A 14,144-nucleotide genomic window follows, 5' to 3' on the forward strand; every position below is an offset into this window, starting at 1 on the left:
CTACATGGGGGCAGTCAAATCCGGCAAGCTAACGCGGCGTCCCGGCAGGCCGGCACCTAGCCGCATCTGCCTGGCGCGTTCCCGGCCCGGTCGCGATTGCGACTGCTGCACGGCGTTCAGCCCGGCCAGGCCGAATGCAGCGATCAGCATGTCACCACCGAGTTGATCCGGATCAACCGGCGCCACTGGCACGACCGCCAGCGGCCCGCCATCCTGCTCGACGATCGGGGCGCCACCGCCCGAGCCGGCGGCATTCTCCGCCTCGTCGCGGTCGAGTATCCAGCCATGGGAAGGCTCGTCGGGCTGAGTCACCGAGCCGAACTCGAACACCTCCTGGAACATGGAGGCATCCAGCTGACCGGCCGCCAGCATCGAAAGATTGATGCGGAACACCTTGCGGAACACGTCGGCCTCGAGCAGGGAATCCGGCTGCAATTGCGAGTCGAACGGCGCGGCCAGCATCGTCAGATAGCCCGGCAGGCCCTGGAGCAGGCTTGACAGCGCCTGTTCGATGCTACGCGGCGGAGCGTCGAATTGCCCCAGCATCGCAGCCGTGAGCAGGTCGTTCAAATCGCCCGAGATGCTGGTCACGAAGCCGCCGGTCAGGATCACGGTGGCGTAGCTGCCGAACAGCAGGTCTTCGTCCAGGCTGCCATACAGCAGGTCCTCGCCGAAGCCACCGATCAGGATGTCATTGCCGGCGGCGCCATCGAGCGTATCGTTGCCACCGATATCGACATCGACCGAGGCGATGGTAACCACTGCACCACCGGCGGCAAACACCACCCGGCCGCCGTCGCCGAACAGCACGTCGTTGCCGTCGGCGCTGGTCAGGCTGTCGTTGCCGGCGGCACCGATCGCCACGTCGAAGCCGTCGCCCGTGTCGATCACATCGTTGCCGCCGAGTAGCGGATCGGTCGAGATGATCTCCAGCACCGCGCCGGCAGCGTCGGTGATGATCATTCCGTTGTCGCCTACTACCACGTCGGCGCCGGCTCCGGCAGTCACCGTATCGTTCCCCACGCCGGCGATCACGAGGTTGTCGCCCTCGCCGGCGTCGATGATGTCGTCGCCACCGGTCGCGTCGACCGTGTCGGTGGATTGCAGCGTGTCCATCACCGCCGCCACATAGACGATCTCGCCGTTGTCACCGAACAGGGTGTCATCGCCGCCTCCGGCAATCAGCGTGTCGCCGCCGAACCCAGCCAGAACGATGTCGTCACCCATACCCACGGTCAGCAGGTCGGCGCCGCCATCGTCGGGCTGGATGGTCTCGACCAGGCCCAGCGTGATCGGCTGGCCCGTGAGCTGCGGTGCATCGACGACATCGGCGGTGATCCGGCCGCTGTCGCCGATCACCAGGTTGTTGCCGTCGCCCGCGTCGATCGTGTCGCCAGCCCGGCCGCCGATAACGATATCGTCGCCGCCCAGCGTGGTGATCGTGTCCGCGCCGCCGAAGGCTGTGGTCGAGGTGCTCTGGATCAGGTCGATGTCGGCCGAGTCGAGGTCGGTGCCCACATAGTCGACCTGGCCGTCGTCTCCCAGCACGATATCGGCGTCCGCGCCGGTAATGATGGTGTCGGCGCCGAAGCCGCCGACCACGATGTTGGCGCCGTCACCGACGTCGATCGTGTCATCGCCACCGAGTTCTGGCTCCGAGGAACCGAATTGCGTGATCAGCGCCGCCGTATCCCAGTTCACATAGCCGTTGTCGCCGATCACGATGTCGGCACCGGTACCGGCACTCACCGCATCCGCGCCCACACCGGCCAGCACCACGTTGGCGCCGTCGCCGGCGGCGATCGTGTCGTCGCCTCCGGTTCCATTCGCCAGGTCGGTGGTACGGGCTTCGGTAAGGACCGCCGCACCGCCTGCATCAGGCGTAAAGCTGAAGATGCCGTTGTCACCGAGGATCAGGTCTTCGCCCAGCCCGACGGTGATCTGGTCGGCGCCGAAGCCGCCGGCGACGATGTTGTCGCCATCGCCAGCCTGGATGACGTCGTTCGCGCCCAGCAGCGGATCCGTGGTCTGGAAGGCGCTGTACTCGCCGTTAGACGCCCAGTCAATCTGGCCGTTGTCGCCCATTACCAGGTCGACGCCGCCGCCGGTGGTGACCGTGTCGGCGCCTACGCCGGCCAGGATCAGGTTGTCGCCCTCGCCGGCAAGGATCGTATCGTCGCCTCCGGTGGCGTTGGTGGTGTCGGTCGACGCGGCCTGTAGCAGTTGCGTGGTACCCGGGGTGTAGGTCACCGCGCCGTTGTCACCCAGCACGATGTCGACGCCCGTGCCGGTGGTGATCGTATCGTCGCCGAAGCCGCCAACGACGATGTTGTCACCGTTGCCGACAACGATCTGGTCGTTGCCACCCAGCGTCGGATCGCTCGACGCGAAGCCGGTGAGCAGGCCGGCGCTGTCCCAGTCGAACTGCCCGTTGTCGCCCATGACCAGATCGACGCCGTCGCCGGTGGTGACCGTGTCGCCGCCCACGCCGGCCAATACCAGGTTGTCGCCCTCGCCCGCCGCGATCGTGTCGTTGCCGCCGGTGCCGTTCGCCGCATCGGTCGATACCGCCTGCAGCAGTTGCGTGGTACCCGGGGTGTAGGTCACCGCGCCGTTGTCACCCAGCACGATGTCGACGCCCGTGCCGGTGGTGATGGTGTCATTGCCGTATCCGCCAACCACGACGTTGGCACCGTCGCCCGCCGCGATCACGTCGTCGCCACCGGCATCGGCGAAGTAGCTGAGTGTGCCACCGCTGTCGCCCACGACCACATGTGCATCTCCGTCACCGTCCAGATCGGCGAAGACCGGCTTGCTCTGGGCGCCGGGATCGATGCCGTCGAACGGGTTGGCGGCGCCGGTCTGCTCGACATAAGTCGGTGCTGCCGCCGTGCCGACATTCTCGTAGTAGCGTAGCGTGCCGTCGGAGGCGCCCACCACCAGGTCCAGATCGCCGTCGTTGTCCGCATCGATGAAGTTCGGCGCGCTCTGGCCGCCGACATCGATGCCGTCGTAGGGATTGGCGGCGCCGGCTTGTTCGACGAAGTCAGCGACGAGCGCCGAGCCGGTGTTCTCGAAGTAGCTCAGCGTGCCGTCGGTCGCGCCCACCACCAGGTCGAGGTCGCCGTCGCCGTCGATGTCGGCGAAGACCGGCGTGCTCTGGCTGCCGACGTCGATTGCGTCGAACGGATTGGCGATGCCGACCACCTCGACAAAGACCGGCACCGCCGCCGTGCCGATGTTTTCGAAATAGTCCAGCGTGCCGTCGGTCGCCCCCACTACCAGGTCAAGGTCGCCGTCGCCGTCGATGTCGGCCAGGACCGGCGCGCTTTCAGTACCGACATCGATGCCGTTGAACGGGTTGGCCCTGCCGAGGATTTCCACAAAGTTGGGCGCCGCCGCCGTGCCGGTGTTCTCGAAGTAACGCAGCGAGCCATCGGTGCCGCCCACCACCGCGTCGAGGTCGCCGTCGCCGTCGATGTCGGCGAAGTTCGGCGCGGCCTGGCTGCCGGCATCGACGCCGACCACCAGCGGGCTGGTGCTGGCAAAGGATTCCAGCAGCCCGGTGGTGCCCCAGTTGAACTGACCGTTATCGCCCATCACCAGGTCAATCCCGTCGCCGGTGGTCACCGTATCGGCGCCGACCCCGGCCATCACCAGGTTGTCACCCGCGCCGGTGTCGATGGTGTCACCACCGCCGGTGCCATTTACCACGTCGGTGGTAGAGGCCTGCAACAGCAGCGTGGTATCCGGCCTGTAACTCACCGCGCCGTTGTCGCCCAGCACGATGTCGGCATCGGCGCCGGTGGTGATGGTGTCGCTGCCGAATCCGCCGACCACGATGTTGTTGCCATCGCCCACGGCGATCAGGTCGTTGCCACCCAGGTTCAGCTCGGTCGAAGCGAACTCGGTCATCAGGCCGGCACCATCCCAGGTCACGAAGCCGTTGTCGCCGATCACGATATCCACGCCCGTGCTCAGCACCGGCAGCGGATCGCCGGGCGCCAGCGGCGGCTGATTCACGCGGTCGTCGCCGACACCGGCCAGGACGATGTTGTCCGCCGTGCCGCCACCGCCGACTATCACATCATTGCCGCCAGTCGCCGTCGTGGTATCGGTGGTGCTGGCCTCGGTGAGGATCGCGACGCCGCCGGTGTGGGTAGCCGAATAGATCAGGTATTCGAGGATGTCGCCTGCGGCACCGGATTCAAGCACGAAGGCCGCATCCAGCGTCAGCACCGTGGTACCCGCGACGGCGCCCGACGCCTGGGCCGTGATCTGCCGCGCCTGGCCAAGCGCCGTGTCGGCGATCGCCATGCTGATTTCGAGGGTCATGCCCACCAGGTCGGCGATGGAGGCGACGCCGAGGCGCGCCAGCGCCGCGGTGAGATCCGCGGTTTCAACCGTGATCTGGACCTCGCCGGCGAGGTAGCCGACCACGTCGCCGGTCGAGGTGGTGTAGTCGAAGATGCCGTTGTCGCCGAGGATCAGGTCCGCACCGACGCCGGTCTCGATCACGTCGGCGCCGAATCCGCCGGCCACGAGGTTGTCGCCGTCGCCGACGCGGATGTCGTCATTGCCGCCCAGCAGGAGATCGGTGGTCTGGAATGCGCCGTAGTCTCCGACCGGAGTCCAGTCGATCCGGCCGTTGTCGCCCAGCGCGAGGTCGGCGCCGGCGCCGGCCGTGATGGTGTCGTTGCCGAAGCCGCCGACCAGGATGTTGTCGCCTTCAAGACCGATGATCACATCGTTGCCGCCGACGTCCGGATCGACGCTGAACACCTGGTCGGGCGTGCGGATCACACCGTCGGTGACGTCGCCCGGACCGCCGCTGCCGAGGCCCTCGACCACGGTCGGGATGCCGCCGACGTCTTCGAAGCTGAGCATGCGGCCGCGATCGCCGAAAAGGATGTCGTCGCCCGAACCGCCGGTGATGCTGTCGTTGCCCTGGCCGCCGAAGACGATAAGCGGCAGCGTCGACACGTAGGTTCCGCCGACCGTATCGGTGCCAAGCACGGTGTCGTTGTCGGTGATGCCCGGATAATTGTTCCACGGTCCCTGCGTATTGAGGACGAAGACGCCGTCACTGGTGTCGGTGCCGTTCGTCTCGGTCACGTCGAGGTCGACAAAGACCGTGTCGTCGCCGAGGCCGGTGTTGACCGTGGTGATGGTCCGGGTCCCGGCGCTAGCGTGGGTGCCGTTGATCAGGACCGTGTCGTCGCCGAAACCGGTCCAGAAGGTGATGCCCTCGGCAAAGGTGCCGCCGGCGGCCTGGAAGGTGATGGTGGCCTGGGGCCGGTCGACCCAGCCGAAGGCGTCGTCGCCGCCGGTGAGTCCGCGCACCGCGATCTCGGTGCCGGCCGGCTCGGAAAGCAGTGGCACATCGGAGATCACGATATCGCTATTGTCGAGCGTGCTCGATTCGCCGCTGATCATGAGGCGGTTGTCGCCGGTACCGGCATCGATGTTCAGCGCGCCGTTGATCGCGTGCAGGTGGCCGGGCAGGAAGTCGGGCAACACGGCATCGGGCGAGGTGTCGATGCCGAAGTTCGCCGCGGAAGACACATACAGCGCGTCGTCGCCACCATTCAGGTCGATATTGGTCACGGCCGTGGTGCCCTGGATGTTGAACACGTCGCCGCCCGAACCCAGCGCGATGTTCAGCGTCTCGAAACCGTAGTAATTGATGCCGTCGACGCGGGTGGCGATCACTGCAGCCGCGGCTTCGACATCGCCCGGCAGCGCGACGCCGTCGACCGAGAGGCTGGAGGTGAATACCGCGCCCGTGGTGTCGGTGACGCGCAACACACCGACTTCGCTCACGGCGACGAATTCGACCGGGCCCAGGGTATTGATCCGCGCCGCAAGCGCCGCGGCCACATCGGCCGCGGTCTGGCCGGCCGTGACCACATGGCTGAACACCAGCGGGCCCGTCGCGGTACCCAGAGTCACGCGCCAGGTCTCTCCGGCTTGAGGCTGGACGACGGACTCGCTCTGCACGCTGGCCGCGAACACCGTGGAAAACACGTTGCCGGCGACGTTCTCGATGCGCAACTCGCCGCCCTCGCTCGTCGCGCGGAACTCCGGCAGGCCCAGGCTGCTGATCAGGTTCGCCAATGCGCGCGCGACGGTGGCGTGGGTCTCGTCGGCGCCGACGACATGGCTGAAGGTGAGCGCGCCGCTGGTGGCGCTTTCCAGCGTCACCGACCAGGTCTGGCCCGGAAGCGGCTGGCCGGCGGCGGCGATTTCCGGCGTGGCGGAGAACGGCTTGCCATCGGCGCGGACGATCATGACATCGTCGCCTTCGGCAACCGCCGCGTAGTCGGCATGGACGCCGATCGCGGCAGCGAGTTGCGAGGCGATGTAGTCGAGGCTGGGCAGCACCGGCGCCGTCGCCGCATCGTTGTCCGCGTCGATCAGCCCGACGGTGTAGCTGTAGGTGACGGGTAGCGAAGCGCCATCGCTAAGGACGATGCTCCAGACCTCGCCGACCGCAGGAGTGCCGCCAAGATCGACCGACGCCTCTTCCGGCGTCGAACGATCGATGTCGGCCACGCCGAGTTCGGTGCCGCCCGCGTCCAGCGCGACGCGGAAGGCGGTGCCCTCGGCGTTCACGATCACCAACAGATCGCCATTGGTACCGTCGATCGTCGCCGAGAACACGTCGGCCGCCTCGCTCCTGACCTTGGCCGCGAGGATGCGCGCAATGTTGGCCTGCGAGTCGGCGATTACGGACAGGCCGTCGATGGTGTAGCTGTCGCCGACCGTCACCTGGTGGCTGCTGGTGACGCCACGCAAGGAAATCTCCAGGGTCCAGATGCCGGTCAGCGCATGGCCCGACAGGTCGATGGTGGTTGCCCGCGGTGCCGTGGCATTGCCTGCGAGCGTGCCGTCGCTGCCGCCCAGGGTGACCGTCGCCGCCGGCGCCTCGAATTCGTTGTCGGTGCCGGTTTCCTGGGTGAGCAACAGCCGCGTGTCGATGTCGTGGATCGTCAGGTAGCGGTGCTCGCCCTGGAAGGTGATGACGAATACGCCATCGACCTCGCGCACCGCGAAATTGTCGGTGTAGGGCCGCGAAGTGATGCGGGTAGCCTGGTCGAAGGCCTCATCGATGTCGATGGTCGCCCCGTTCGGGTTGAGGATCGGACTCAGCGCCTTGAACACGTCGATCGCGCTGGCGTTGTAGGCGATCGGCGCGCTTTCGGCGAGCTCGTACTCGCCGCGCTCGTTCTCGATGCGGAACCACACGGTAAAGGTGCCGCCGGTGACGTTCGGATTGATGTTGATCGTCTGCAGGTTGTTGACCCCGGCATTGACCAGCGCGCCGTTGCGAACGGTCGCCGTGGCGACGTCCACCGACGCATTCGGGCTGGGCAGGAGGCCGGTGGTCTGCGCGGTCTCGACCCAGGCGATCTGCGGCAGGTCGACGCCCGCCTCGTCGCGCACGAAACTGATCGTGTAGCTGACGTCGCCATCGTTGCGCGATTCGGCGACGGAAACATCGTCGAAGCCGTAAAGGGCCTGCAGTCGAGCCTGCATCTGGGCGGCGTCGAGGTTGTAATCGAGCTGGATGTCGGCGTAACCCTTGGCACGGGTGATGGTGCCGGCCTCGAGCAGGGTTTCGAATATGCCGCCCTCGCGATCCACGACGATGATGCGCGCGCCGTCGGCAAAGGCCGTGTAACGGGCCGCCGCGCCTTCCGGATCGAGCGTGCGCGCCGCCGCCGAATCGGCATTGAGCTTCCACGCCAGCGCGGCGGCGAACTCGGCGAGGGTCACTGCGTTGTCGGCATCGCCCAGCGTGACCAGGTTCACCAAGTCACCCAGCTTCACCTCGTACATCAGTTCGCCGATGCGCAGGCGCCACGGCTCGCCTGCCAGCGGCGTGCCAATCAGGTCGACCATCGTCGTGGTCGCGCTGCCGCCGTCGATCGCCGACTGCGCGACCGGCACCAGGACCACGGAACCCGCCAGGCGGCGACCGCCGAGATCGGCGATCAGCAGGGTGTCGCCATCCGTCAGCGTCGCGGTGAGGCCGGAGAGCGGCGAACCGGCCACTGCCGCGGCATTGATCGCGGCGGCAAAGCCGGCGGCGATCGATGGCCATGGCTGGGCGGTGGCGACGGCATGGTCGAAGTCGTAGGTCACGCCATCGACCTGCAGTTGCAGCATCCAGTGGGCGCCCGTGATGGGGATGCCGTTGACCAGGTTGACTTCGATTGCCGGTACTACATCGCCACCCTCGGCCGCCTTGCCACCGACGACGGTCACCGACCCCGCCGCGCGCAGCTTGGGCACGATCACGCCCTCGGCGTCGAAGGAAATGCCCTCGCGCTGGGTAACGATGAGCTTGACGCCGTCGGCAAAGGCGGTGAAGCCCGTTGCCTGGTCCGCGTTGATGGCGGCCGCAAGCTCCGCGGCGAGCGCTGCGAGTATCTCGGTCGGCGTCCGTGGCGCAGGAGTCGTCGACGGCGGTACCGGGGAATTCAGGAAGTCGGCGCTGACGACACGGTGGCCGTAGCTGCGCACCAGGCCATCGGAGGTTTCAAGCTCGATGGTCCAGTCCTCGCCGACTTCCGCCGTGCCACCCAGCGTGATGTCGTGCACAGATGCCGGCAGCAGCAGCTCCGCCGCCCCACCGCGCCGGCCGTCGGCCAGTGCAACCTCGAAGTGCGCCGCGAAACTGCGCCCGCTGCGATCGACGATGAACAACTGGAGGGCGTCGGCGTAGGCGGTGAACCCGCCGGCGCCGTCGGTGTTGATTTCGTGCGCCAGGGCCAGCGCGATCGCGGAAACGCTGTCGCCCGCCTGGACCGTGTGACTGTAGGCGAATACGCCGTCGGCGGTGTCGATCAGGATGTACCAGGACTCGCCCTGGATTGCGGCGCCCGCCGCACCAAAGCTGACGATGCGGCTGGTCGGGGTCGCGGCATCGACGACGATGCCCGCCGCTGGCGTGACGACGAAGCTGGTCGCGCCAATGGTGGTGTTGTCGGTGCGGGTGATGACCAGAACGCCGCCGTCGGCGAACGCGGTGTAGCCGGTAACGGCGCCGGTGGTGATCTTGCCAGCGAGGATGGCCGCGATCTCTGCGGCGGTCTGGACCGAGCCGCCCACGCGCTGCACGACATGGCTGTAGAGCACCGCGTCGAGGCCACTGCCGATCGTCACCCGCCAGGATTCGCCCTCGACCGGGGTCGCCGTCGGCGCGACCGTAACCACCGTGGCATCGGCCATCGTCAGCGAATTGCGGGCGGCTACCGCGGCCGCGCCGGCCGCGGTGAAGCCGCCGGCGAGCGGCACGATGACGATGGTGCCGTTCTCGGTCGATGCCACCCGGTTGGCATCCACGCTCACGGTTGGCGCCAGCGACGTTGTACCCCGCTTGAACTCGACCGCCGGCATCAGGGCCGTGCGGTTGACCAGCAGCAGATCGGCACCGACCGCCTGCGCGACAAACTGGGTATTGCCTGCCGCATTCAGCGCACTGGCCAGGCCCGCCATCACGCGGGAAATACTGTCGCCGCTTACCGCCGCATACCCCACGGTCAGCGTCGTAGCGCCCAGGTCGACCTTCACCGTCCATAGTTCACCGGCGGTCGGCGCCGCCGGCGCCAGCGGCGTCACGCTGGCGCGGACCACGTAGCCCGCGGCATTGATGTCCGCGGCGAGGATCCCCGCGATGACCGTGGGCGACTCGACCACGTAGTCGTAGTCCGCGCCGCCGACCGTCACGCGCCAGGTCTCACCGATGCGCGATGTTCCGGCCAGGGTGTAACGCACGTTGGATGCGGACTCCACGACCCTGGTCGCGCTACCGGCGGTCGATGCCGACGGGATCGAGAAGGATGAGCCGAGGCCGCTCACGAGGACGAGGGAATCGCCCTCGACCCGCGCCTCGATCCCCGCCGCGTGGAGTCGGGCGGCAAGGCCCGCGGCGATCTCCGCCAGCGGCACCGTGGCGCGGACCACATGCACATGCGTCGTGGCGCCGAGGTTCAGCGTGATGGTTTCGCCGGCCTTCGGCGTGCCGCTGATCGTCACGGTTCCGCCGTTGTACGAGGCGGCGCTTGCATTCACGGCGCCATTGACCCGCGCCGGGATGGCGAAACTGGCGCTGCCCAGTATCACGATCGTCTCGCCGCGGCTCGCGGCATCGAAGGCCGAGGCATTGGTGATGCGCTGCGCCAGGGCCGCCATCACGTCGGCCAGGGTCTGATTGGCCGTCACCACGTGGTCGTGATCGACCCCGGCAACCGTGACGCGCCAGGTTTCGCCCGTCACCGGAGCGCCGTGCGCGACACCGATGGTCGATGGCGCCGGATCCGAGCTGTCGTCGGCGAAGTTGCGAACCACTCCGTAGGACACGGTGAGTGCCTTGGAGGCGTTCGCGCCGGCCGTCGCCACGGTGATGACCGAACCGCTCACGGAGCCGGTGAATCCGGTCAGCAGGTTGATCTGCGTCGCCAGGTTGGCGGCAAGCGTCGCGAGGTCGCCGGTCGCCGGAACCGAAACCGAACTGGTCACGCCGCCGGCGGTAACTGTCACGGTCCACACATCGCCGACAACGGCCGGTCCGAACACGGCCAGTTCGCGGGTCGTGGTCACGGCCTTTTCGACGACTGCTCCGGCGGGCGACGTGCTGTTGAGTGCGAATGCCTTGCCAGCGATCGCACCCTTGGTCGAAATGATCAGCGTGGTCCCGTTCACCGTGGCCTTGTAACCGGCGGTGCCATTGATGGCGCCGCCCAGTGCCGTGGCGACGCTGGCCAGCGTGCTGCCGGCGGTGACGCTGACCGAGGTCGCCACTCCGCCGGAGCTCAGCGTCACCGTCCAGGCGTCACCGGCGGTCACCGTGCCCTGTAGCTCGAAGCTGCGCGAAACGGCGATCACCGAGGCAGGGGCGACGCTGAGCCCGGTCGTGAAACTCGTCCCGACCTGGTTGATGACAACGAGTGTGCTGCCTTCCGCGATGGCGAGGAAACCGCCCGACGCGCCGGTGTTGATCTTGCCCGCCAGCGCCGCTGCGATCTCGGCCAGGGTCGGCAGGCGCAGCCCCGGCGTCGCCGGGTCGCCGTCGGCATCGACCAGCGCGACGACATGGCTGAAGTTGGCGACGGCATCCACGCCGGTCACCAGCCTGACAGTCCAGGTGTCACCTTCCGTGACGCCGCCGGACAGGATATTGCGCGTGCCGGACGCGACGGCGACCACGGCGAAGTTGCCGGCCGCGGGCGTAAAGCTGCCGACCGTAAAGGCGGCCAGCGTGCCGGTGATGACGATCCTTGCGCCGCTCGCCGCGGCGGAGAGTCCGAGGAAATCGTCGGACTCGGTGAGCGGGATGTCGTTGCGATCGTTGATGTACTGGGCAAGCTTGCTCGCGATCCGGGCCAGCGCCGCCTCGTTGCCTTCCGTCAGGTCCTCGGCCAAAACGGTATAGGTGGCGGTCTTGCCGTTGATGACGAACGACCAGACCTCGCCGGCACCCGGCGTGCCGGTCAGCGTTACCGTCCGCACCCAGGCCTCCGTGATCGAATTGACCGGCGTGACCACGATCGTCGGCGCGGCGGCGACGCTGCTGCCGTCGTTGCGCGCCACCACCAGGGTGCTTCCTTCGGCGAGGCCCGAATAGCCTGCCGTGGCGTCGATCAGGGCGGCGAGGCTGCTCACCACATCGGCCAGCGTCATTCCGGCCACTACCGGAAGCATCTTGGTCTGGCCGTCGAAAGCCAGTTGCCAGCTTTCACCAGCGACCGGAACCCCGGCGAACGCGATCGACCACGCTTCGTTGCCGGCGACCTGGCTTGCCGTCGCGCCAGCGCCGACATTTGCCAGGCCGCCATCCGAGATCGCGAGCGCATTGACGACAGGTGCGGCGCCGTCGACCCGCGCGATCGTCAGTCGTTCGCCGCTCACCCTCGCACCATGCGTCGCCGCCAGGGCGCCCGTATTGATCGCGGCAGCGAAGGCCTGCGCGATCTCGGCGGCCGTGTCCAGCGTGGCGGTGACGAGAACCGACAGCGGCGTGCCATCCACGTCGATCGACCAGGTGGCGCCGACGATGGGCAGGCCGCTCAAGGTGAGTACCCGGGCATTGGATGCGGAACCGGTGACGGTGCCGGCGCTGCCCGGGCGGGTGACGATCGCCCCCGGATTTACCAGCACGCCACCGGTGGACACGATGGCGAAGGTATCGGCGGCGGCGGTCTCGAAGGCGACGAAGCCACCCAGCGCATCGACCTTGAAGCGCAGGGCCTCGACGAACTCGTCGAAGGTATTGACCGTGACCAGGTCGACGAGCTCGTTGTAGGTGACGGCGACGGAAGTCGTGTCGTTGAGCCTGATGGTCCAGGTTTCGCCCGGCTGCGGCGTGCCGGACAGGGTCGCCGTCGCGGCTGTTGCCGCCGCGACCGTCGCCGAGCCTGCGATCCGCGGTGTCATGCGCGCGGAAGGATCGACCAGCGGGCCGCCGATGTCGATGCTGTTCGGGGCGATGCCGACCGTCGCCGTGAATCCGGGCACGACATTGATCCTGGAAGCCAGCGCCGCGGCGAATTCAGCCAGTGTATCGACCGTGACCAGGCCGACGATCTCGCCGTAGGTCACGGAGCGCGACGTGGTGGCATCGAGGAACACGGTCCAGGTGTCGCCCACGTTCGGCGTGCCGCTCAGCGTCGCCGTCACGCCGCTCGCCGTGGCGAGTACCGTCGCCGCGCGCGCGGCCAGCACCAGTTCGAACTGCGCCGTGAAGGTGGCGGCGGTCCGGCTGACCAGGACCAGCGTATTGCCGACCTGGGTCGCGACGATGTCACCAAGCGGATCATTGATGGCGGCAACCAGCGCCGCAGCGATTTCGCCGAGCGTATCGACCGTGATGGCCTGTTCGCCCGCGCCGAGGACGGCTCCGACACGGATTTCGTGGCTGGTGACGCCGTCGAGCGTCAGGCGCCAGATATCGTTGGCCACCGGATCACCACTCAGCGTAACGACGATCGCCGAGCCCGTGGCTAGCGTCAGGCTGCCGCTGACGGAGGTCGCCAGCGCAATCGAAGCATCGGCATCGAAGGCAGCGCCGCTGCGTTCGGTGACGAGCAGCGTATCGCCGTCGAGGAAGGCGGTGAAGCTCGCCGGAGCCGCGGCATTGATGGCGCGGGCAAGGGCAAGGCCGATTTCTTCCAGCGTATCGACGATCACCTTGCCATTGCCGAGATCCACCAGGGAATCGACCACGACCGAGAACTGCGCGCCGTTGAGGCTGACGATCCAGCGGTCGCCGGTCACCAGCGCGCCGGCCAGGTCAAAGGTATGCGTTACCGCGGTCTGCCGGGCGCTGGAGACCGTGGCCGCGGGCAGGACGCTTGCCACTGCGGTAAACGCCGACGCGGTATTGCTCAACTGCAGCACGGCGCCGGAAACCGTGGCGACAAAGGGAATGGCGACCGGATCGGTGGCCGTGTCGATCGCCACTTTGAGTCCGGCGGCAATCTTCGCCAGCGTATCGCCGGTCTTCGCGGTGTAACTCACCGAGGTCAGCGCGGTGCCGACGGTCAGGTTCAGCACCCATTTCTCGCCAGCGATCACCGCGCCGGAGAACGTGATCGGTGCGATCGCCTCCTTTGCAATCGAGCCTCCCGGAACGGTAACGGTAGCGACGGCGCGCACAGCGACGGCGAGATCGGAGCGGAACGGCACGCCGGCGCCGTCGACGATGATGAGCGTCGTTCCCTCCGACGCGGCACTCAGCGTCGCCGGTCCGCGAATCGAAATGTCGCTTGCGATGGCCGCGGCGATGTCCGCCAGCCCGCCGCTGGCATTGGTACCGTACTCAATGCCGTTGAGGGTCACGTACCAGAACTCGCCTGCCACCGGCGCGCCGGAGAGAGTCAAGGCAACCGAGGTGGCCTTGCTGCCATCGAGCCGCGCGGCGGACGCGGTGGCCGCCGGAACCACCGTCATCGTTGCGCTATAGGCCGATGCGGCATTGCTCAACTGGATCACCGCGCCCGAGGCAGTCGCGACGAATGGAGCGATTGCCGGATCAGTGGCGGTCTCTATCGCCTGCACCAGCCCCAGCGCCACGGCCGCAAGCGTGTCGCCGGCGCCGGCCGTGTAGCTCACCGTGGCGAGCGCGGCGCCGACCTTGA

The 14,144-nt window shown here is 67.7% G+C and carries 1 protein-coding gene (only partly in view); it reads right to left on the reverse strand.

Features of this window, described 5'->3' with window-relative positions; all coding sequences use genetic code 11:
- On the reverse strand, window positions 1–14,144 hold the end of the coding sequence (locus tag J0M27_RS00080; RefSeq protein ID WP_294986256.1) for an FG-GAP-like repeat-containing protein. The gene runs 42,292 nt beyond the window's last position; the window shows 14,144 of its 56,436 coding nt (coding positions 42,293–56,436); its start codon lies beyond the right edge, outside the window; its stop codon occupies window positions 1–3.

This window comes from Sulfuritalea sp., from assembly GCF_017302275.1.
Lineage (GTDB): Bacteria > Pseudomonadota > Gammaproteobacteria > Burkholderiales > Rhodocyclaceae > Sulfuritalea.